This window comes from Vibrio tapetis subsp. quintayensis (genome assembly GCF_030409945.1).
Lineage (GTDB): Bacteria > Pseudomonadota > Gammaproteobacteria > Enterobacterales > Vibrionaceae > Vibrio > Vibrio quintayensis.
Genome location: NZ_JAUFQV010000026.1, coordinates 43,630 through 66,444, shown reverse-complemented (window position 1 = coordinate 66,444; position 22,815 = coordinate 43,630). Strand labels below are relative to the sequence as shown.

Below are 22,815 nucleotides of genomic sequence, written 5' to 3'. Positions count from 1 at the left end.
TAGCTTCTACTCACAAGAAATCCCACCCGGATTATATACAAGCCAAACTCATTCACAAATACTATAAATAGGCTTTCAGCATATAAAACAACAATCACAATAACGGTTTTTGTAAACCCACCCTTACACACCCTTACAAAACACCAATTAAGCTGATACCTTCGCTTTTAACGCAAAACACAACAATTAAAGCGGTCAAAAAGCCAGATTATTAGATAAAAACTCTAGTTAACTCACATAAACTAGAATTTAAAATCAAAAAGACATCCTTACTTTCTCTTACGTTTTTTTCTCGCCCCCATACGGGACTAATTGACCATATAGACATTATATTTTTCGGTCGTATTATTGGCGCCAAATTATTGTCATGAGTTTGAACCAGAGATATGGCCTTCTCACTCCGACAATAGCTGCATTATTCATTCGTCCTGATATAAGAGCCAAACATGAAAAAGACACTTAGCGTCATCCTTGCTTCTCTCGCGATTTCAGCTTGTGGCAGCATAGCCATCATGGATAAATCTGAGGCGGTTAAAGCACAGCCTGAAATGATCATTACCACAGATGCAGCATTCTGGAATTCAGCAGGTAACTACTCGATTGCAGGCCTGTACTCAGGTGAATTTACTCGCGACTACTCTAACTCAACTATGTTTAACACTTTTTCGTACAAAGATGGTGGCATGGCAGCCACAATCATCAATAACGAAACCAAAGATACATGGAAGATTCTGTGTACCGGTGGCGGTCTAGCCGTTACATATATGGGCGTCGACTTCGGTGGCAATGACCCATATCAGTGTGCGATCACCAAAGACGGTAAAGAACTGGGCGAGTATAAAATTGAGCCCGAAGCAGGCATGATTGACATGAGTTTAGAAAAGAAAGAAAAAGGGCTTATTCGTATCGGTTCAACCCACTTTAACATCGAAACGATTCACAGCAGTGAAAGCATGATGATGAATGTAGCAGTACCACTTGGTTACAGCTTTAAACAAGGCACTCAGGAAGTTGCGGCAGTTCAAACTAACGGTGTACTTACCGTGCAAATGCTTGAAAGCTTAACCCAAGAACAAAAAGACACCATCGCAGTTGGCGCAATTGCCAGCGCACTAAGCTGGCGTCCAGAAGATTAACAGCAATTTCCTGGCAAAATAGGAGAGGCGAAGGGATGCGCCTCTCAATCATTCTACACATCGGATAAGGTAAATAATTTCAGTGCTGCCTATGGTTTAGTTTATACCTCACCAGCTACACCAACCATCAACCATCAACCATCAACATAAGTAGTTTTGAAAGGCTTTGTACACTCGGAATAACAATCTGATAAACTTGGAAGTCTTTGATGTAATTAACTGATTCTTTAGTCACTTTGATGAAATCAATCTTTACAAAACTGGAAGCCAACACTTCTTTGCTCTGTTTATTCAATATCGTATAGTGAATGACATCATGCTTGTTTGGAGTTCTTGGAAATGAAGATAATTATACTGCACGGCTTATATATGCATGGTTTAGTCATGAAACCGTTAGCCGATGAACTTCGTACACTTGGATACCGCACAAAGATCATTTCTTACAACAGCGTAGCGATCAATGAAAGACGTGTTTTTGCCGCCATAGATGCAGCGCTAGATAGAACCAAAACTAACATTCTTCTTGGCCATAGCCTTGGTGGTATCGTGATTAAACGTTATCTCGCCAGTCGGCAACCCTCTCCCACTCTCGTCTCTCATGTTGTTACTCTTGGTTCTCCACTTAAAGGGGCTTCCATAACGGATAAAGTCACCCGTCTAGGACTCAAAAAAATTCTGGGCAACTCACCCGAATTTGGCCTGAACAAGCATCATGACCAATGGGAATATGCACAAAAACTGGGATCTATTGCGGGAACAACAGCAATTGGTATGCGTTCACTATTGGTTTGGGACGACAAAACCGAGTCCGATGGCACAGTGACGGTCGATGAGACAAAAATTGATGGTATGACCGACCATATAGAAGTAAACAGCAGCCACACGAGCATGATCTACAGCTCGCTTGTTCCAAAGCAAATCGATCACTTCATTAAGCAAGGTGAATTCAAACACAAACAATTTCACTATCAATAGCCCTCGACTAAGGTTTACCTTTTTCAGTTTACAGTGTAAATATGGTCATCTATTGAACATTTTTCTTTGGGGTTTGTATGAAAACGATAGGAATGATCGGCGGCATGAGTTGGGAGTCAACGCTCAGTTACTACCAACAGCTTAATCAAGGAGTAAAACACGCTCTTGGCGGGCTGCATTCCGCCAAAATCTGCCTATACAGCGTTGATTTTGCGCCTATTGAACAGCTTCAACATCAAGGTGACTGGGATAAAATGGCCGATATTCTCATTGATGCGGCCAAGCATGTACAAGCTGGCGGCGCGGATTTTCTCCTCATCTGCACCAACACCATGCACAAAGTCGCCCCTCAAATTCAAGCCAACGTCTCGATTCCACTACTGCACATTGCCGACGCTACGGCTAAACAGCTTAAAATAGACGGCATCACTAAAGTAGGGTTGTTGGGTACCATGTTCACCATGGAGCAAGACTTCTATAAACAAAGGTTAATTCAAGACTTCGGCATTGATGTCGTTATCCCAAACTCTACATCTAGACAAGTCGTACATGACATCATTTATCAAGAACTCTGCTTAGGTAAAATCTCTTCCGTATCGAAAGAAGCTTATTTAGGCATTATGAATGAATTAGCCGCGGATGGCGCGCAGGCGATTATTCTAGGTTGCACTGAAATTGCACTTTTGGTAAGCCAAACCGATACCAACATTCCGCTTTACGACACCACAAGCATTCATGCCAAAGCCGCTGTTGAGGATGCGGTTGGCAATGAACTTTTGCTCTAACGAGTAATCTGCTCCAACGAGCTACACACGCTACATTGAGTTCAATTGACAAGTTAGAAAATGGTGCAATAATGCAGGCTAATTCATACGCAAAAAAAGAGAGGACAAAAATGATTGTTTTAAATATCCACCCGGCACAAGAAAGCGCTAAGGCTTAATTACTATTAGTCGCATTGCGACATTGCCTACAAATTCCCTTCTATTGCCCGGTGTTATCAGACCGGGGTCTCGTTAATGCTCTATTACTTTGCGATCTTTCGCCAAGTACTATTTTGCATTAGCACTGCACGTTTTTCAGTCAGTACCCGACCTCATACAAAATTTATGCTGTTTTTCAGTAGGTACTATCATGAATACTATTTTTACTCATCCAATCACATTAACTCAACTTGGATGGCAACCATTTTTTACCCAACAACTCGCACTTGAAGATTACGATAATTGCGTTGTAGGCCGGGTGACAGAACACCACAAAAGTGGTTATGTTGTCGCAACCGAAGCCAAAACGTTTCACTTAGATGCCCATATCAACCTACCCGCAATGACCGTAGGTGACTGGATATTATTAAATAGCGAGACCTTTCAATTCGATCGCATGCTAGAGCGTAAATCTCTGTTTAAACGTAAAGCGCCTGGGCCAAAGCTCAAAGAGCAGTTTATCGCGGCAAACGTTGATACTGTTTTTATCGTGATGTCACTCAATCAAGATTTTAACCTCAGCCGAGTCGAGCGCTATTTAGCTCTGGCAAAAGAAGCAAAAGTTGAACCCGTTGTGGTGCTGACCAAAGCAGATTTATGTGACGATGCAGATGACAAACGTGCCGAAATCCAAAATCTAGATGCTTTTTTACTTACCGAAGTGGTTAATGCTCTGGATGCAAGCACCTTACAAGGGCTGCGCAGTTGGTGTAACTCCGGTCAAACCGTGGCATTTATTGGTTCATCAGGCGTGGGGAAATCCACCCTCGTAAACTCCTTAATTGGTGGCGAAAGCCAATCAACAGGAGGCATCCGAGAGGACGACAGCAAAGGACGACATACCACAACATCAAGAACCTTACTTCCTCTTCCAGAGGGTGGGTTATTGATGGATACTCCGGGAATGCGCGAACTGCAGTTGTCTAGCTGTGAAGAAGGTGTATCAGAAACCTTTGCTGATATTGAAACCTTGGTCTCACAATGTCGATTTTCCGATTGCCAGCATCACGAAGAACCCGGATGCGCGGTACGCAAAGCGTTAGAAAATGGTGATATTGATAATCGTCGATTAGACAATTACAACAAACTGCTCCGTGAACAAGCCAGAAATGGCGCATCCATTGCAGAAAAACGAAGTGCAGACAAAAAGTTTGGCAAGATGTGTAAAACCTTTATGTCGGCAAAAAAACAATCTAGGCATGGTGGCTAATACCATGACGTCATGACGTATAGTTAATACAACTATCCTCCATGAAAAAAAGCCAGCAAATGAATAGGTTTGCTGGCTTTTATCTACCGGGTATTCAGATCACTAAATTGCGGGTCTACCACGGAATGCATTAGCACGCTTTAACTTAGGCGGATGACGGCGAATCGCATTTTGACGTTGTAGTGGTTGGAACTCAGGGCGCTTCACATCAGAAGTAATGACATGCGCTCCTTCCAAACCTTGCTGCTGCTTCAACAATTCATTTTGCCAAGAAACGTCGCTGGCAAAGATGACGTTGTATTCCGCCGTGTATTCACGAATGTAACCGCCAGAGGCCTGCTTCATGTTTTCAATATGCTTAGACCCCTTAGTGTACTGAAGCTGCGCATCGGTACGCACACGCCCTAACCTATCCAATAAAGATAAGAAACTATATGGGTGAGCGATAGCTCCTGAGTGCATCAGTAGTGCACCTAATACAGGGCTCAGTGCCAAGGAGTTAGTAAACCAATCATTGAATCGCTTCGCATCCAAAGCTATCGAAGAACAGTTGAGCAAATTACCTTGCTCTTTCTTCGCTTTCTTCAACACTCGGTGTAAATTCACGCGTTGAATAATGAAATCAATCAGCTTAAAAATCTTCTGCAATGCGGTGGCCACGTAACTTAGAATCGATCCAATTCCGATGGTGTCGCCAGTCGCGGTAAGGGCAATTTTACCAACGGACACGCCCGCATCTTTTGCACCCAATAGCGCTTTGGCCGTCATATGCGAGCGCAGATCTCTTGCAATGATTTCTGGGTGACCACTCTTTAGAGAAACCCCACGTCCAGATAATTTCAAAGACACGTAAGTGGTCACGCCTTCAACGGTTGTTTTTAACCCTTTATACAAATCAGAAGCACTTTGCACATAAGCCCAGACTGGAATAGCGTTCGTAATGTCGGCTTTTAAAGACGCCACTAACCACCCTGCAACCTCCGTAATAAAAGAGGTCACCCAAGCGATATCGGAATAAGCTTTCTTGAAAAAGCTCATCATTTTACTCACGAATTTTTCCAATAATTCTTCGATTTTTCTTTTGATTTTATCAACCGCTTTGGCAGCTTTATCGGCCATATTTTTTAAAGCTACAGCTGGTCGACTGTTAGTAATCGCAGTTCTTACACCTTGAGCCACCTGAGAGACTTTGTGGCCAGCTTTTGTGTGATCAAGCACCATACAGCAGCCTTTCTTCAATAACGCCGTGGCGTCATCTAGAGGTGTTGTATCGACCAGAAAATTTGCCATCGCATCCGATGCGAACACCGCTTTTTTTTGCACTTCTAATGACGATAAATAATTCACCACATTCACACGCGCATATAAGGTTTCTATCTCTTGGATATTCCATCCAGTGGTATCTACCACGTTTTCAACGTCAGCAATTGAAACAGGCATGGTGCCCTCCTAGTTATTGTTATGGGTTGGTTTAGCCACCTCAGAGCGGCGCAACCAACCATCGAGCGACTCTCTAATTGAAACCGCCGTCTTTCTTTGCTTATGCCCTATGGGAGAGCGAACGAACTGATTGATCATTTTTTTTAAGGCGTGCCAATCGTCCGCCTGAGTAACGACACCTTCTCCTCGCCACTGCTCAGAAGAGGCGAAGGTTTGACTTGCTTGCCAACACGTTAAGTCTTCTCTTCGTGTCCCTAGCGGGTAACTCGCTCCGAAATCAATCAACAAAATCGAGTCCAAATGAGGAAGAAACAAAATATTGCTTGGCTTAATATCCCCGTGCACCCAGCCACATTGATGACAATGGTGAATAGCGCGAATGATGATAGGTAACATACCGACAAAAGTTTCAGCGTCTTGGAACTCGAACCTCGACAATGGCTTGGCCTGCTGCTCGTAAACCAGATGCATCACCTTTTTATCCGTATCGAATTCAAGCGCCTTTTGCACGTACCCCCCCGCACATGCCGTCAACGCTTGCCACTCTCGACTCATCGCTTGTTGATTCGAATAACGCTTTGTCAGTCGTTGTAGACACCAGTCCTCTTCCACGGAGTGAAAAAAAGTCCTTTGCATCGAAGTCTCTTCCGAATCGCACGTAACAGACTGGTGTTTAAGTGTCATCAATTGGCCTTAAAAACTCTTCATGATGTCGCTTTCAGAAGAGTCGGTAACCTGTTTCAAACCTTCCATATAGGTGTTGATGGTAAACGCCGTCGCTTCCATCGCTTTACACATGTCTGAGACTTTTTCTACGTAATGCTTCACCTCATACAAGCTCATTGCCGCGTCTTCACGACTTTTCACCAAAGCGCGCACATTCGCCGGATTATTAGGATCTTGTGCGTGTTTTGCGCTGCATAAGTTCAACTGCTGCTTGCGTGAATTTAAGATCTCTACTGACTGCTTTAATTTATAAAGGTTACGCTGGATCTTCGGTCCCAAATCCGCAATGTCTTTCGACTGCCATTTGGCTTTCTTTCGGTTATATTCTTGCTTACCCAACTTGGCTTCAAGCATCTGGCGATTGCCATCTGAGGTATATTCATTTTTCTTACGATCTCGCCTCGCCCCTGCAAACTTGCCAACCACATATTCGCCACCTTTAATGGCAAACTTAGCGACTTCACCTAATGGCACAATGCTCAATGGGACTTTTGCGACCTTGATAGGGTTCTTTTTCAAGCCACGCGCTTTGTCTTGCAATTTGCGCTGCATTTTATAAAAACGTTCACCCTGATGCTTTTTGTAAATGCCTTCTGCACCACTTAGCCAGTCTTGGCCTTTTTTCCCTTGAAGTGCGCCGCGTCTGTCTTTAGATAACACCGTTGGCGTGGTAAACGCAGAAACGGAATTGGCGGTTTTTTGGCTGACATAAGCATGGAATTTTTGCTTTACTGTTTCGACAACCTTGGTCTTTTCAATTTTGCCGAATCCGCCTTCTACTAATTCAACCGGAATATCAATGGCCTTTCCTAGCGGCGTGCTATCCAGTAGGCCAGTGCCTAAATCAAACGCACTCTCTCCAATTGCCAAACCATTCAAGCTAGTTTTTGAATTTCCGTCATTTGCATTGCCGATTTCGTCGTGTAGCGTTTTGCCAAAAGAGGTGGCGTTACTAATGTTGTCGAGCATGTTACTTCTCCTAAATGAAGTCTCGAGCTGTGTCGGCCATGATGCAACTCCTCATGACCTTCACACTCTCATTCGCTGGCAGAAAAAATAGCCAGTGTTAAATCATAAACTTACAAATGCTTGGGCAGCGCAAAACTGGTAAACAATGATTTATCCAGTGTTTGGTTTGAATCCCGTAGGGTGTAATCAATTACGATGCGATTGTCGTTAAGCTTATAATTGAGTTTCCTGACTAAACGAGTCGCTGTTTTGGTTGAATCGCCATCAAATAGCGCTCTGAACAGAGCCCACTGCCCTGTATAAGATCGGGTCGCGACGCGATTTTCACCTTGATAGAAGTTAGTCGTCAGGTATCCCTCAACACCCGTAGTAGGCCAACTCACTTCCGTCCAAACTCGTGGGCCATGACGATAGTCGAACACACTCTCTGCTTCGCGAATTTGAAACTGAGTGACTGAGGTATTCATCGAGCTCGCTCTAAGTGCAAATTTGAGTGCCAACTCCTGACCTGTTGGCCCAAAGAAAGTCTGACTCAACTTACGAGCTTGGCGAAGCTGGTTTCTTGCTTGACCACTTAAAGGCAAGGTTAAGCCGTCGACTTCGTTGAGTTTTAATGTCCCGTTGTCCCAATAGACAAAAGGTTTCAACATCTCGTCAATGAACTGATCTACCCGGCCTTGCGGTTTAAAGAACGACGCGAAATCAGTTAAGTCCACTTCTCCACGGCCATGCTTAGCAAATGGGAAGCGCCCTTCAATCGCTGCGACATAAAACTGATACACTCGCTCATCCCATTGCTGATTGAGGTAACCAACGCTGCCAGAGACGACTTGACGCCAAGCCTGCTGCGCCAAGTTCTTGGTCCATTTCGCCACTTGATTTGGCGCTTTACTGCCCTGTCTTTGAAACAAAACAATGGCATCTTGGCTACCCGCAGCATGTGCTAACGCATACGCGTGCATGGCTTTACCAGGATCTGCACTGGAAAGGGCGTCATCAAAGTAACCATTAAGAGAATCAAATTGTTGAATGAGCCCATCCAATGGCACGGCATCTCCCGCCTTTCCTGTTCCATTGATGTAGTTGGCGTAACCAATAAAGGCCTCGTTTACGACAAAAGAAGGCTGTAAACGAATCAATTTCCCACCTACAGCGCGGTTAATTTTGTCTGCTTTAGACAAGCCTTTAGCCACTTTTTTCAGCCCTAATTGACTTGCTACTCGTTTGTTGCCTCGAGTATCTGGCTGCTCTTCGACTGCAAGAGTGGTATTGACCACCACAGCGCCAAGCACATCCAACACTGGGCTGGTGACTGGCTCACGGGCCGCTTTTAGCGCGTACGCAAACTCAACAGGTGAATTGAATTGTTTGATGTGAATGTTATTCACCAAGTCTTTCCAGTAATAGATGTAGTCTGCAAAGTACAAACGCTGGATCTGCTTACTGAGGTCGGTTAACTCCGTTATGGAAGCGCCAGACATATCACCTTGAATCGATTTAAATTCACTTAACTGGCGGCGAAGCAATTCAGATTTGGCACTCAGATCTAATTGGCTATAACCTTGCTTGGTAAATATTTCCGGGATCAAATAGCCATGAAATCCTTCTGAAAACTCAAAGCTAGTGTCGAATTTATCTCCAAGCTGGCGGCGAATATCAACTTGGCTTCTATATTGCGGCAGCCCTTTAATACGAGCATAAATAAGGCGCTCTGGCGACAAGCCTTCTAAGTTGTTTGCTGCGACCGAAATCAAGGCCGCGTTTGGCTCTAGACGGTTCGCATAATCGCTGTTAAATAAGTCTTCAATGAGCAACGCCAAAACGTTGATGTCATCAGAGGAAACGTCACCCTGATCTTTGAGGTTATCCAACAAGTAACGTTGCATTTCATCAATGTTTAGTTGCTGTTTATCAAACAACATTTGGTAATAACGCAAAATCTCAAAGACTTTACTTGGGTTACCTAAATTGACGTAAACGTAGAGCTCGGAGCTTATCAGCTCTTCAAGTTTGGGCAGTAAAATGACATTTAACTGCTCTTGGTAAGTAGAATAAATGCGCTCTGCTGTATCACTTTGCTTGGTGCTCACCAATTGATACCAAGCTTTAGTTTCAATCCCGGCCGCCGCAACACCGCGCAGTTCATTAAGCACCGCAATCATGTCAGACAGCGAATAGTTGTTTTCCAAACGGTGAATATCAGCGCCGTAAAGTCGCAGTTGCGTCATGGCATCCGCTCGCCACTGCTCATCTTGGTTCCAGTTGTCTTTTAGCAGTAAACCAACGGAAGCAAGTGATGCGATCACCAATAGAATCATCATACTACGTGCCGCCAGATAGCCTATGTGGCGTATCTGATTTACGCCTGTGATGCCACTTTCAGGCAGGATCACATGGCTAAACAAGCGAGTAGAAAAGTAGCTACGGCGGCTCGGAAACTGCTCACGAGTACTTTGGCTGTTAAATTCTGCACGGTCGGCAACCACTTGGGTCAGCAAGTCATGTTCATTGCCTTTCTGACCACAAGACAGAAGGTAAGCACCCCTTAACCATACCGCTTCACGAACTCGGTTTTCTCGGCCAATATCCGTCAGCAGTTCGTTCACTCTTTCAAAGAAAATACGCAGTTGATATGGCAATGCGATCACAGAGCCCGACTTTTCTTTGCTGATGTTCCGCAGCAGTTCAAATTGCTGCTCTGCCATGGATTTCACCAAGGCTTTGCTTTGTGCTTCAAATTTGTGTTTGTCAAAACGACGCTGTGCATCACATGGGAAAGTGATGCCAAATGGGTTTTCAACATCGCAACCCGAATAGCTTTCAAAAAACTCGACAAAATCAGCAATGGTATCGGCTTTCGAAAACACACTGTAAACAGGCAAAGTTAACTGCAAAGTGCTGCCCATAGATAGCACCGCTTCTTGATAGATACTGCTGAGCTTCTGGCGAGCTTTACGATCCCCTTGCAGCAATCGGTCGCAACCGATCACCGAGACAACACCATTCAACCCTTGGCGAGGGCGGTACTTAAGCAATTGGTGTGCGAGCACATCCCATAGGCGTTCATCCACCCCTTCACTATCAAAAAGACGATGTCCGACTTCCACGGTCACCACATGGTCGTTGCTCCAAAACTTCAGATATTGCTCGGTATCGCTGTCTCCCAAATGCTTGTCCAAAACTGGCTCTAACCCGTTTTGTTGCAAAAAGTAGCTCTTGGCGTCTTTCTCTCCGCCGATCACCAAATACCACGGCAAGCTATACAGGCTGTCTAACTTACTGCGCCCACGGCCACGAATTTTCTTACTCGCCAGCTTAAATAACTGCTGAATGACCTTGGTGTCTTGTTTGAGCAATAACTGTTGATCGTGTTGCTCTTTTGGTTGATGGCTTTTTTTGCGTTGCTTGAACCACCACACCACGACCACCAGCAATACCAATGCAGCCAGTGCGGTAACACCGTATTTAACAGGGTTCATTTCTGGTTCTGGGTAATACCACCAGCAAAACGCAGCGGCTATTATCATTAGAGCTGCGAATAGCATCGCGACTGTTTTCTTCATCATGTTATTTCTGTGCTCTTCTAATCGTCGCATTGAGACCAAAACGAACGTTCAATTCATTTTTCAGTTTTCGGATCAGGGTGAGGTTGTCTCCGGCACGCAAGTAAAGCTCAATGCCGTGCTCTGTCTCACGCGTGAATGACTCGTAACCCGCTTTTTGCAACTCCGAGACAAGACGTACAGCGTCGGACGAACGAGTTAAAACGGCTAACACGACCTCCCATTGCTGCGCCACCGGCACAACTTGAGTGCTCTGTGACGTATCCGCCTCAGCAGTGGCTATTCCTATGTCCGATTCCGTACTGACATACACCAATTCGTTGTTGGCTTTTTTCAAATTCACGCCAGACATATCGATGCTGCTAAACTGCTGCAAAATCGGTTGGCTGCGGTTGAAATACCAATACTCAGACGCCGCATAAGCACTGCCAAGGCACAACGTGGCTAACGTCAACGTTTTGGGTAAACTCAACATCCGCCAAGGCCGTTTGCCTTCAATCAGTTCAGGTGTTTTCGGAACGGGTAAGACACTTTCACCGCGATAATGACGAATGACGGTGTAAACCCGAGATTGGATCTCATGCAACTCACTCTCATCTTCGTGACGGTAACGCCCTTTAAAACCCAGCATCAACAACACGTATTGCAGCTCTAAGAAATCCACCAATTTGGCGGGTTGCTGGCTGGCTTTGTCTAATAAAGAGAAAAACGCTTCGCCGCCATTTCTTTGTGAAAAGACCGAACTTAATAGCGAATGATTTTCCCAGCGTGCGCGTTCGCCCCAACTGGTATAGAGAATCGCCTCATCAAAGGCGGCACAAAGCACAAAACAGCTTTTATCAATGATGCTTGGATGGTAGTCCAAATAGAGACCACGCTGACGGAACGCAGAAATCGCATCCAATAAACGTTGGCGAAATCGCTCAATATCCCTTGGTTCTCCTTGGCGAGGCAAGGTCACCAAAATACCAAACAGCTCCGTTGCACCATTGAGCAACGGGCAACTGTACACCGCCAAGTTATCAATCAGACGCTCGGTTCCTGAAAGGTCGACACCACTGTTTTTCAACCCTTGAGGTTTGGCTTTAGGCTGTTCCTGCCGGCGGTGAATTTCCACCGTCGGCTCTTCATTAAATAGTCCAGTCACTGTTCACCTACCTGATCACGTGGAATTCAACGTGGACGTCTTCGATTCGCTCATCAATGTGCAAAGCGATCGGTTCATCTTTTTTCACCAAGCGTTGCCATATGTCCGATTTGGTGTCCACTTCAAAATAAGCAGCATCATGTTTCGATTTAAGCTCGGAAGGAGCGTAAGGAAGATTGCGCAGCGCAACACCTGATAATGCGTTACGCACCAACGCAGCAATGTCACTGTTGCCCGCCAGTTTCGTCGCTTTAGGAAATTCTTCGCTCAATCGTGATGCCCCTATTGGCGATGTGGCCACCAAAATGAAACGCCCTTGGTTATAAACGCTACGATCTTGCACCAGCGTTCTTAACAATCTGCGGCTCACAAACAACTGGGTATCCCACACAAGGCTTGTCACGTTATCAATTTGAACTTCACGAAGTAGAACCAACAACTCTGAAAATACGGCAGAAAACACGCCGTACAGATCGTGTTGGTTCCACGTTGCAAACGACTTAGGCATCTTCCCTTCCAGCCCCTGCATTTGCCCCGCCATTGATAAACATTCCAAGTAGAGCTGCTTAGTCAGTAACGTTGAATCTTCATTCCATTGCTGCAATTTTGGCATCCAAGCACCCAAGGCTTGTAACCACAAGTAATCGCGCATTAACGCTTGGTAGCTCTTACTTCCATCTTCGGCTTGTAAACGGGTCGAGATAGCACGCGCGCGGTATTGCACTTGCGCATACACATCCGCAACGCAATCTTTCAGATAATTAGAAACACCAAAATGCAGGCTCTGTGGAACAAAGGCTTGATTTAAAATAACCGCCCCTTCTGATTTGTGCTCACTCACATCGGCGATGGCAATCAGGGTGTAATCTTGCAGCTCTTCGCCTTCTAACTTGAGTTCAATATTCAACTCGGCCAATTCAAGCGGTACAGGATCACTGTGCTCACGGCTGGTATCAAAAACAGAGTGTTCAATCGATGCATGCCTCAGCCGTTGATCCTCTCCGACATCGACGGCTCCAGGCCTGGTGACAGGAAGCGCCAAATAGACTTTTTTACTATGGGTGTTTTTATCGATCTCTAGTATCAGGCTCTGATTGATCTCAAACGGCGTACCATCAGGAAAAATGCCTTTTGCTCGACGCACGGCCACTTTGCCAATGTTGAGCATGGAGCGATCTAAATCCAATAGAGTTAAGCCAAAGCACTGTGGCACCATTTGACCAGCAAATTCACGCGTGAATGATTCAACGTAACGCTCTTGCTGCTGAAAATGCTGTGGCGAAAGAAACATGCCTTCGCTCCAAACCACTTTTTTATTGTCCATGACTAATCCTCTTCGCCTGTGACCGATAAATTAACGCCATCTAATTGGATATTGATGGCCGATGAACCCAACACCACAGGCTGGTAAATAACTTTATTTTTTGCTTCACGGTAATCGGCGAATCCTGCGATCACGCCGATGTACTTAGTCTCAGCGCCCATAGGAATCACTTCTTTGCGGTTCTCGCTCGGTAAGACGCTGGCCAATTGGCGCGCAATCAACAACTCGGCTTTCAACACACCTTGGGCATCGCTGTATAGCTGAATAAAGTCAGCTTGATTGAACGCCTGACTGTCACTAAGCTGGTAAATTCGTACTTCAACCGGAGACGGTTTACCTTCCACGTTTGGATTTATGTTGGCTGAAGCTTGAATATTGATCACCAATTGAGGTGCTAAGTCGTTACCCCAGAAACTGCATCCTGAAAGCAACGCGGTCAACAAAAGTAAACCGACCTTTCTCATGAGTTTTGCCCTCCATCTAAATTACGCTGTAAGCGCATCGCATCATGAAAATAGGCATGAAACTTTATTTGCCAGTCACGATTGTCTACTTGGCGAGTGAAGTAGCGTTTGTACATGTCCCAGTACTTGGGTTTTCCGCCCCAAAACGTCGGCGCAGAAAGGTCATCAAACATGGTTTCAACGGCTTGCGGAGCGATGTCTGACAATAGGCGGTTTAGGGCCATTTCTAGCGCTTTGTCCGTTTGCTGCTGCAAGCGCTCTTCCGCATGTTGATAAGCCGCTAACTCGTGGCGAGATGGAGTCGTGTTATGAACGAGTGCTTCCATTGGCGTTGGCAAATTTGCTTGCAAACCTGTGTCGGCTAAAGGGTCATCATCGATCGCAGAAAAGCTCAGATTGAACTCGTTAGTTTCAACTCGACGTGGCGCAACATCACCTAGAAACGGGTCATCATCTACAACGTCAAAAGCCGATGCCGTAAAATCCGGTTCAAGCTCGGTTTCAATAAAAGGCGTCGCTAATGGCTCGTTATCGCTGCTAAAAGGATCGTCACCAAACAGGCCTTGACGCAGGTTGGGCTCTTCACTTTTAACCCGTGCCTGTTCGGGAATAAAACACGAGACCAACAAACGGTAGCGGCCAACATCCAAGACGTCGCCATCACTTAATGTCGATTGGTTGCCTTTGCCTAACGGCGTATCTGAACCGTTGATATACAAACCATTCGTACTGTTATCCAGCACTTGATAACCACGGGAAGTTTTTTTGATCAACGCGTGAGAACATGACACTTCTCTACGAGCGTCACTCAACTGCATCGTCGCCCCAAAAGCGCGACCAATTTCGCCCCCTTCATCTGGAAACGATTTATTCCATTCTGAAATGCTTTCGCCATCAGGAGAGCTAATAATTCTGATTGATAGAGGCATATTATTTACCCTTACATTGTGCGTTAGCGCGGTTAAATTCAGTTAAAAATTGCGGGTACTTTTCGGTAAATGACTTCGAAAAATAGACGCCTAAAGGCTGAGATTTCATCCGTGTTTTGGAGATAGCTCGATAGCTTATGCCCATTTGTTTGATCGTCTCTTCAATCACGGCATCGTTGCCTAAGATGGCTCCAACCCCTCCGTTCAACATCAGTTTCAGCATGGCTTTAGCGCTGCGCGGCTTCATCGACACTCGATAGCCATTCTTTTGCAGCCAAAACCACTTGTTTGAACCAAATAACGCGGCGACTTCCACTTGATTTTTGAACATTGCGCTGTTGACATCAGTGGCATCAGAAAGCGAAAACCAGCTCCAATTTTGCTCTGCCACGGCATCAGACGCGATCGCGTATTCGTCACGCTTGTTGTTGTGAGAGGCTAAGAAAAATCCGTGCTGGCTGCCGACTTCCGTCAACAGCTGGGCACGATCCCACTTAGTCATAGTGAATTGATATGGCTGGCGCATCACGCGCATCACGCATTTGATTTTTTCAATGCCAACCCCTTTCATCTGTCCATTCTCTTGATACTGATAGGGAAACCATTCTTGGGTCGCTAACAACAAACGCTCTGGACGATTGAATGCGTGAGCAACGTTCAAGCTGCTCATAACCAGTAATAAACACATCACTATTGACGGCTTCATGGCTTGGTTTTCTCCATACTCATACCGGCGGCTCGGATCATCTCGCCATCTTGGGCATAGATATCGCTGGCCATTTCGATCAAAACAAAAGGCAATTTGGCGTTAAGGCGGTCGGCTTGTTTAAAGCTGATAGAGATATCCGGTGGCGATAACACGCCAACAGGCAGCGCACTCGGTGACTTACCATCACGCAATATTTGAATGCCATACAGCGCTGCTTGGTGAGCATTGTTTTCAAATCCGACCCCCACCGACATCAATGCACTGTTTGCGCTACCATTAACGGCATCAGGTACCACGGTTAGCAAAGGGGCTTGCTCCGTATGGGCGTAGATCTCTTCCATTCGCTCTAGCAAACTGGAACTGCCCGTTAACCAAAGAATCGAATGTTCTAGTTGAGGATCGGCTTGCTTGATCGCTAACATTTGCTGCTGCATAACCTCGCCTAACCCCCCATTAGGGTCGTTTTCGTCGACTTCGAAGCCAAACACCGTAATGCCCGACTTCTCTGCTTGCGCTTTGAGGGGCAAATACTGAGTTACGTAAGCGCTGGTATTGCTTTTAGCGTATAAAATGCCAATTTGACGCAACTCTGGATTAAAGCGTCTGAGGAAGCTCAACGTGATATCCGCTGGCAAATTAAGCGACGTATAGGCAAAGTTATTACCACTGGTACGGTAGTTATCGGTTAAACCAAGTAACACGGGATCTTTGGCATTCACCGATACCACAGGTAAGGTTCCACCCGCATAAACATCATGCACTGCAACGGTCGCCTTAGAGCCAACGGCATAGATCAGACTCGCATTACGCTCCGCTTTTTTTAGCCAAAGGCGCAACGCGCTAGGCGTCTCAGGAAGCAAAAATACTCGAAATGACGTTGCACTCAGCTCCTGCTTATACACTTTGAGCATGGTTGCAATTGCTGTGTCATAAGAGCGAGCTTTACGTGATACCAACACCCAAACACTCGGTGTTTCACGCACAGGAAGAAATGCTACTGAGCGCTCACTGCTACTTATCTGCCAGGAAGACGTTTGGTTTAAGTCCTGACCTAACCAACTCGGCCATTCCGCTCGTAGCTGACAAGACAGTAAAGCGATCACAAAGCACAGACCGTAAATAGTGCGTTTTATCATGCTGCTACCTCACTGGCTTTTTGACGATCCAATAGCAACATCAAGACACTGGCAAAAATGAAGAACACGCCAATGGCCCAAAATGCATACAAGTGACCCAATGACGCCAGTAGTTGACCCACCACAATCGCACCTGCAACATGGCCGAATCGTTCCAAAAAGCGATACGTTGCTGCAACAGAATTGGCATTGTGCCCTTCGGTTGCTTTCACCACGTGCGTCACAACCGGCGCATTAATCAAACCGTGCGCCACGCCCATTACCAGCATTGAAATTGTCGCCAGTGACACCACAAATCCCGCTTCGACCAATGAAAAGGCAGCGCCTAACACCCCAAGAGACAATGCCGCAACGGCATTACCTAAACACAAGGCCCACTTGCTTGAACCAAATCGGTCGATAAGAGGCGAAACACGGCCACTGATAAACAGCACAGCAAACGCATAAGCCATGAGCACTTGGCCTATGCTTTCTTTCGCCACGCCTTTATCACTCAATAACAAAGGCACGGCGAAAGACACCACACCCGTTAGCATCATTTTGGTTGGCATACCAACTAACAACATGGTGCGCATAAACGCAGGCACTCGAATCAAGGTTGCAGACTCGTGCATCACCCCTTTAATGTTATCAAGCAAGCTGTTTTGCCCGGTACACACCGCTTTCATTGATGGCAGTAACATGCTGAACATCAACATCAAGCCTCCAATCAACGCTGATAACGCGAAAATGCCCTGAATACCTAATGTGTCTGCCAACAAAGCGCCGATTGCGGCACCTGAAATAAAGCCAGCGTTAAAACAAAAGACGATGATTCCAGCCGCTTGTGTTTTGTTCGACTGATCGCTAAAGCGCAGAATGTAGCCTTGCACAGCAATGAAGATGATGGCTTGCCCTACCCCTGAGATAAAACGCGCCACTAAAACGCTGGTCAAATGGCTGTCATAAGCTAAAAAGGCGCAGCCTAAGCTGGAAAGAATCACCCCTGCACTCAACACTCGTCGAATATCAAACATTTCTATCAAGCGAGAAGCAGGCAACAATGTCGCAGCAAAGCCAACAAAATACAGGGTAAAAAAGTATGAAGACCACGCTGCACTGCCACCGTTATCCAACGCAATTTGCGTCAGATATTGAGGCAAAACAGGCGCCATCAGGGACTCCATCAGGACGGTAACGAGCAAGAGCGGTTTCACTTGTGCCAAGACCACTTCTGAATGGCTCTGGTTTTCTGAGCGACTCAGCAAACGAATAAAAGCAAAACAGATGAAGGCACATCCCGCAAAAAGAATGGCAAAGTTTTTCAGTATTTTGAGTAATTGAGAAAGCAGCACCTTAGGGTGGAAAGCAATCGTCACCTTGTTGCCACGCTCATCTGAAATTGGGAATTCCGCCATCCCTTCAACAGACATCAACGCTTGCTGTGCCTGACTGCTGGCAATTGTGCGCGCTTGCTGTTCAACAACAATGCTTGATACTTCTTTATTGGTTTGACGAAAGCCATCTAGCATTTCATCTACACCACTGATACGTTGCGGAGAAATACCCCACACCAAAACAGGAGCTAAACGTTGTGTCACGATGCTAGCCATCGAGTTTGCTTTACTCTCAAGACCCGATTTATAGAGCGCACCAACCATCAACATCACGCTTAATGACATAGTCAAAAAGACAATGCCAAACGCGGTAAAGTAGATGGCTCGATTATGCGCTCGCAATACCATGAATACGAACAAGCCGACTAAGATCCCCACCAGCCAAATCATCGGCACAAAGCGGGCACTGATCTCGCGCTGAACTTTTTCGTCACTGACAACAATCTCTAGCTGCCCCACTTGGGTAAACTTATTGTGAAGCGCGATGCTAATCACGCTGCCATCAAATTCACTGTCGGTGTAACGGTAAAGCTCTTGCTGCCCCGAGATCATTCGAATGTCGACCACCGCCTTATCAGACAATGCGATCGGCGCTAGAACCTTTTCTAGGCCAGCAATGTCATGTAATGGCACACCAGAACTTAAGATCTGCTCGATCCCCATTCTTGCGGCGTCAGTTTGCGCGATTACCGCATCGCGGCTTTGCTGCTGATAACTCTTTAGTGCCTGCGCATACCCCACCACAAAAATCAGGGATAAAGACAGCACCACAAGTAAGGCGCCCAGCAGAAGTCGACTGTGTTGCTTAATCGTATTCAACCTTGACTCCTAAACGTCGCCAATCAGGTCGAATTGTTCATTCAAACAATGCGCCAATGCCATTGGACGTTTGGCTTTCAAAAACGACAAACGATTAAAAACCAATGATTGAATGAGGTCGGTATAGCTCATCCCTTCACGTTGTAAATCATGACAAACCAAGCTGACCTTATCGCCTTCAGGACGCTTTAGATCGGGCTTAGGATTGGTCTCTAACACATACAAATTACCGGCGTTATCCATACGCATATCGACTCGAACTAAGGTTTGTAAACCCAATTGGCGGTAGATTTTCTGGCCAATTTCCGCCAATTGATCTCGCAACGGCTGTTCGGTAACGGCAATCAGTCGGTCTTGCGTAATGGGTTTAATATCCATCGAGGTGAAAATAGGTTCATCGACGCCCAATACACGTTCGGTGATCGAAAAAGCCATCGGTTTGTCTGACTGAGTCAATTCGCCTTGTTTAAAGGTGTACTCTCCTGCCACTGCCACGACAAATTCACGCCCGCCAAGAAACGGTTCGATCATCACGATGTTATTACTCGCTTGACGCACTTTCTCAACCGTACTTGCCAGTTCACTTCGATCAAACACTGGGTACACATGAATAGAAGCTCGCCCAGAAACCGGCTTAACAATGAACCCTTGTGGGAAACGACGTGCAATGTCGTCCAGTGCGCGCTGGTTGCTTTCACTCGCAAAATCTTCGTCGATACCGATAGTAATGAAAGGCGCAGTGGGCAGGCCTGCCGCTTTTATTTCATGTTTAAAAAGGTGCTTATTGTCTAACAGGCCTGCTGTCATTGGTGAATGCCCCACATACGGCACGCCCAACATTTCTAGCATTGAAGGTAAGTGACACATAGAATCAAAACCTTGCAGACCACCGCTGTTGGTGATCACCAAATCCACTTGCTCCTGACGCAGAGTTTCAGCCAAATAAATATCTTCAGCCAATACCGTGACCAATTGGAAACCGGATTCACGCAGCGCGTTAGCAATATCGTGTGCCACGGCTTCATAAGTTTTGGTTGAACGTGGACTCAGGTTTTCAAAAATAAAACCTCGAGGTTGGGCTTTGTCTCCACCGTGGATCACGGCAATTTTCAATTTGTTGCGAATCCAATTAAGTTGTGCAGGCGAAAAAATAAAGTTGGTCATCTTGTGTTACCTATCAATGGGTTACTCTCAAAAAGTGGAGTAACAAGTTTTTACGATTTTGTTCTAATAGTGTTTGGGAGCGTGTCATGTCTATCGGCAGGCTCCCATTCGACCTACCGATAAGGTATTTAATTAGCTGATATCAATAACAAACCGGCCCTGTTGCACAGAAACAGAAACTGAATGAATGGGCTGAGACATACTCATACGAACGATGCATTTGTTCGCCAATTCAGGCATCAATTGTCGGTTGATCAATTGCTCAATCGCACGCGCACCCGTTTCTGGCGACAGGTTAAGGCTGACCAAAAGATCCACCACTTGTGGGTCATACTGGAAAGTCGCGCCATAATGCGATTTCACACGTTTTTCGATTCGGCGTAGCGACAATTGCGCAATTTTTCCCATCTCTTCATCATTCAATGGGAAATATGGCACTATGGTCGCGCGCCCCAAAAACGCAGGTTTGAAGAACTGTTGTAGCTCTGGAAAAATGGCTTGAGTCAGATCAGGAATCGCCGGACGGCCCGTCGCACAGGCGTTCACCACCGCGCTGTCTGCCGCATTGGATGTCATAATGATGATGGTGTTGCGAAAATCTATCTCACGCCCTTCGCTATCGGAAATCGAGCCTTTATCAAAGATTTGGTAGAAGATATCGTGGACACCTGGGTGTGCTTTTTCCATCTCATCCAGTAATAGCACCGAATAAGGGTTCCGACGCACGGCTTCTGTCAGCACGCCGCCCTTGCCATAACCCACGTAACCTGCAGGCGACCCCAATAGCATCGAGACTTTGTGCTGCTCTTTAAACTCAGTCATGTTGATGGTGGTAATGTTACGCTCGCCACCATAAAGCAGATCAGTCAAAGCCAAGGCGGTTTCCGTTTTACCAACACCACTTGGGCCACACATCAGGAATACGCCCACCGGTTTACGTGGATCCATTAACCCAGCTCGTGCCATGCGAATAGCTTGCGAGATTTCGGCAATCGGCGTGATTTGCCCAATGACTCGTTCACCGATGTGATTTTCAAGGTGCATTAGACGCTCAACTTCCTGTTTGAGCATGTTACCAACCGGTATCCCAGTCCAAAGCGAGATCACTTCAGCCACGGTTTGCTGATTGACTTGTGGTAACACCAAAGGTTGTTCACCTTGCATTTCGCGCAGCGCATTCATCTTGCTTTTAAGCAGCGCTTTTTCCGGGTTTTGCTTTAGATCTTCCCCTGCGACAAACAAAGCATCCAACTGAGTTTGAAGCTCGATGATCTCGTTCACTAACGACTTCTCTTGCTCCCAACGCAGCTCAATCGCTTGATGCTCGCTTTGCAATGCCGACAGTTTTTGCTCAACAGTGTCACGACGTACGTCATCAATCGACCAAAGTGCCGCTTCGTGATTGAGCGTCTCGATTTCGTTTTCAACGTAACGGATTTGCTCAGCAATGGCTTCCAACTGGCGCGGCGCCGCGCTTTGACTCAGGCCAATGCGAGAACACGCCGTATCAAGTAAGCTGATGGCCTTATCAGGTAGCTTACGCTCAGGCAGGTAACGTACAGAAAGCGCGACAGCAGCATCAATCGCTTCTTGCATCACTTTAACGCTGTGATGTTTTTCTAGGCTTTTTTTCACGCCGCGTAACATGTGAACCGCGTCTTCTTCACTTGGCTCACCAATAGAAACGACTTGAAAACGTCGGGTCAACGCTGCGTCTGACTCAAAATACTGCTTATATTCTGCCCACGTTGTTGCCGCGATAGAACGGAACTCGCCACGCGCCAATGCCGGTTTTAAGATATTGGCGGCATCGTTTTGTCCAGCGGCGCCGCCAGCACCGATCAGGGTGTGAGCTTCATCGATAAACATGATGATTGGCGTCGACGACTGTTTGATCTCGTTGATGACGTCTTTAAGACGGTTTTCGAACTCGCCCTTAATACTTGCGCCCGCTTGCAAAGCGGATAAGTCCAAACTACGTAGCTCGACGTTGGCAAGCGCAGGAGGCACATTGCCATCAACAATTTGCTGTGCAAGACCTTCTACAATCGCCGTTTTACCCACACCCGGGTCGCCCACTAAAATAGGGCTGTTTTGACGACGGCGACACAGAATGTCCACCGCTTTACGGACTTCGTCACCACGTCCAGAAATAGGGTCAAGCTCACCGTTACGAGCGCTCTGCGTCAGGTTTTGCGAGTATTTGTCCAGTGCTGGCGTATTGCCATCGACGAACTCGCTATTGACCATGCTCGGGGAAGTCGGTTTCTGTGCACTGGGAGCAGTATTTGCCAACGATTGAGAGCGTAACCATTCAGATGACAAAGCGTTAAGCCAATGAGAGAGTGCGCCGTTGTATGCGCCTTGTTCGATTCTCTGCTTAAGCACCATGAGAAGATGATATTCGTTGACCGACAGTTGCTTATGGTTAAGCGAGGCGATCATCCATGCGTCTTTTAACAGTTCAACTAAAGAAGGGGATAACGATGGCGATGTATTATTACCCTGTGCAAGCCCCGCCAAGTGATTATTCAGTTGCTCGATTAGCCCTTGCGGTGCCACACCAGCTTGCTGTAATGCTTGATGCCAACCCATGGATGAGTTTTGCAGCAATTGAATGAACCAGTGCTCTAACTCTATGGCAAAATGACCACGATTCACGCACTCGCCAGCTGCAGATTCCAACGACGACTTTAGGTTTGGGGTTAGCCGAGTTACTAGGCTTTGTAATTCAATATTGATCAT

The 22,815-nt window shown here is 46.2% G+C and carries 17 protein-coding genes; 4 read left to right on the top strand and 13 right to left on the bottom strand.

Translation table 11 applies throughout. From position 1 onward, the window contains the following. The first annotated feature begins 446 nt into the window (after positions 1 to 446). The 4 genes from QWZ04_RS10915 (at position 447) to rsgA (ending at position 4,304) form a co-directional block, all read left to right on the top strand. The gene (locus QWZ04_RS10915) at positions 447 to 1,136 is read left to right on the top strand and encodes a VV20781 family protein (protein ID WP_290327869.1); all 690 of its coding nucleotides are present in this window, start codon (positions 447 to 449) and stop codon (positions 1,134 to 1,136) included. Positions 1,137 to 1,475: 339 nt separating this feature from the next. Further along, a complete protein-coding gene (locus QWZ04_RS10910; protein WP_290327867.1) occupies positions 1,476 to 2,111 on the top strand; it encodes an esterase/lipase family protein in 636 nt (211 codons plus the stop codon). 77 nt (positions 2,112 to 2,188) lie between these two features. Next, complete coding sequence (locus QWZ04_RS10905; RefSeq protein ID WP_290327865.1) at positions 2,189 to 2,896, top strand: aspartate/glutamate racemase family protein; 708 nt, start codon at positions 2,189 to 2,191, stop codon at positions 2,894 to 2,896. Positions 2,897 to 3,245: 349 nt separating this feature from the next. Next, on the top strand, positions 3,246 to 4,304 hold the full coding sequence (gene rsgA, locus QWZ04_RS10900) for a ribosome small subunit-dependent GTPase A (RefSeq protein WP_290327863.1): 1,059 nt from the start codon (positions 3,246 to 3,248) through the stop codon (positions 4,302 to 4,304). 102 nt (positions 4,305 to 4,406) lie between these two features. Here rsgA and QWZ04_RS10895 read toward each other — a convergent pair whose 3' ends face one another. The 13 genes from QWZ04_RS10895 to tssH all read right to left on the bottom strand — a co-directional run bounded on the left by QWZ04_RS10895 (position 4,407) and on the right by tssH (position 22,815). Next, positions 4,407 to 5,744: a hypothetical protein gene (locus tag QWZ04_RS10895; protein ID WP_290327861.1), complete on the bottom strand. Its 1,338-nt coding sequence runs from the start codon at positions 5,742 to 5,744 to the stop codon at positions 4,407 to 4,409. Positions 5,745 to 5,753: 9 nt separating this feature from the next. Next, the gene (locus tag QWZ04_RS10890; protein ID WP_290327859.1) at positions 5,754 to 6,380 is read right to left on the bottom strand and encodes a protein kinase domain-containing protein; all 627 of its coding nucleotides are present in this window, start codon (positions 6,378 to 6,380) and stop codon (positions 5,754 to 5,756) included. A 57-nt stretch (positions 6,381 to 6,437) separates the two neighbouring features. Then, on the bottom strand, positions 6,438 to 7,439 hold the full coding sequence (locus QWZ04_RS10885) for a hypothetical protein (RefSeq protein ID WP_290327858.1): 1,002 nt from the start codon (positions 7,437 to 7,439) through the stop codon (positions 6,438 to 6,440). Between the two features lie 110 nt (positions 7,440 to 7,549). Then, positions 7,550 to 11,005 carry a type VI secretion system membrane subunit TssM gene (gene tssM / locus QWZ04_RS10880; RefSeq protein WP_435433605.1) on the bottom strand — a complete coding sequence of 1,152 codons (3,456 nt, stop codon included), beginning with the start codon at positions 11,003 to 11,005 and terminating at the stop codon, positions 7,550 to 7,552. A gap of 1 nt (position 11,006) precedes the next feature. Next, the gene (gene icmH / locus QWZ04_RS10875) at positions 11,007 to 12,149 is read right to left on the bottom strand and encodes a type IVB secretion system protein IcmH/DotU (RefSeq protein ID WP_290327857.1); all 1,143 of its coding nucleotides are present in this window, start codon (positions 12,147 to 12,149) and stop codon (positions 11,007 to 11,009) included. Between the two features lie 7 nt (positions 12,150 to 12,156). Beyond that, positions 12,157 to 13,473, bottom strand: a complete 1,317-nt coding sequence (gene tssK, locus QWZ04_RS10870) for a type VI secretion system baseplate subunit TssK (protein ID WP_290327856.1) — start codon at positions 13,471 to 13,473, stop codon at positions 12,157 to 12,159. A 2-nt stretch (positions 13,474 to 13,475) separates the two neighbouring features. Continuing rightward, positions 13,476 to 13,937, bottom strand: a complete 462-nt coding sequence (gene tssJ / locus QWZ04_RS10865; protein ID WP_290327855.1) for a type VI secretion system lipoprotein TssJ — start codon at positions 13,935 to 13,937, stop codon at positions 13,476 to 13,478. Then, a complete protein-coding gene (locus QWZ04_RS10860) occupies positions 13,934 to 14,866 on the bottom strand; it encodes a type VI secretion system-associated FHA domain protein (RefSeq protein WP_290327854.1) in 933 nt (310 codons plus the stop codon). The genes tssJ and QWZ04_RS10860 overlap by 4 nt, the downstream gene beginning before the upstream one ends. 1 nt (position 14,867) lies before the next feature. Beyond that, the gene (locus tag QWZ04_RS10855) at positions 14,868 to 15,572 is read right to left on the bottom strand and encodes a substrate-binding periplasmic protein (protein WP_290327853.1); all 705 of its coding nucleotides are present in this window, start codon (positions 15,570 to 15,572) and stop codon (positions 14,868 to 14,870) included. Continuing rightward, positions 15,569 to 16,711: an ABC transporter substrate-binding protein gene (locus QWZ04_RS10850; RefSeq protein WP_290327852.1), complete on the bottom strand. Its 1,143-nt coding sequence runs from the start codon at positions 16,709 to 16,711 to the stop codon at positions 15,569 to 15,571. The genes QWZ04_RS10855 and QWZ04_RS10850 overlap by 4 nt, the downstream gene beginning before the upstream one ends. Beyond that, the gene (locus tag QWZ04_RS10845) at positions 16,708 to 18,906 is read right to left on the bottom strand and encodes an MFS transporter (RefSeq protein ID WP_290327851.1); all 2,199 of its coding nucleotides are present in this window, start codon (positions 18,904 to 18,906) and stop codon (positions 16,708 to 16,710) included. Before QWZ04_RS10845 ends, QWZ04_RS10850 begins: the two co-directional genes overlap by 4 nt. Positions 18,907 to 18,915: 9 nt before the next feature. Then, positions 18,916 to 20,070: a D-alanine--D-alanine ligase family protein gene (locus QWZ04_RS10840; protein WP_290327850.1), complete on the bottom strand. Its 1,155-nt coding sequence runs from the start codon at positions 20,068 to 20,070 to the stop codon at positions 18,916 to 18,918. A gap of 132 nt (positions 20,071 to 20,202) precedes the next feature. Then, on the bottom strand, positions 20,203 to 22,815 hold the full coding sequence (gene tssH / locus QWZ04_RS10835; protein WP_290327849.1) for a type VI secretion system ATPase TssH: 2,613 nt from the start codon (positions 22,813 to 22,815) through the stop codon (positions 20,203 to 20,205).